The organism is Streptomyces carpinensis (assembly GCF_002154505.1).
In the GTDB taxonomy this organism is placed as follows: Bacteria; Actinomycetota; Actinomycetes; order Streptomycetales; family Streptomycetaceae; genus Streptomyces; species Streptomyces carpinensis.
In genome coordinates this window covers 1-339 of sequence record NZ_MUBM01000586.1, presented here as the reverse complement: position 1 = coordinate 339, position 339 = coordinate 1, and the positions used below count along the sequence as shown (strand labels likewise).

General features: G+C 76.4%; 1 pseudogene (only partly in view). It reads left to right on the top strand.

Annotation, left to right across the window (positions count from 1 at the left end):
• Positions 1–339: pseudogene (locus BZY54_RS46475) on the top strand (DNA helicase RecD) (its annotated part extends 697 nt beyond the left edge of the window); the annotation flags it as partial.

Below are 339 nucleotides of genomic sequence, written 5' to 3'. Positions count from 1 at the left end.
CCCGGGCCGCTGGGCGAGCTGGTCTCCGGCATCGGCATCGGAGAGCTGAACCAGGTGGAGGCGCCCGGCAAGGAGGTCGTGATCGTCCCGGTGCGGGACGCCGGTGAGGCCGTGCACCGGACCGTGCAGCTCGTCGCCGACTCGGTGCCCCGGGCGATCGGCGTCCCGGCCGAGCAGACCGTGGTGATCACCCCCGGGCACGGCGGTGCGGCGGGCACCCGCGCGCTCAACGCGGCGCTCAAGGAACGGCTCAACCCCGGCCCCGGGCGATTCGGCGGGTTCGACCCGGGCGACCGGATCGTCTACTCCCCCGTCCCCGGCCGGGCGCTGCCCGGCCAC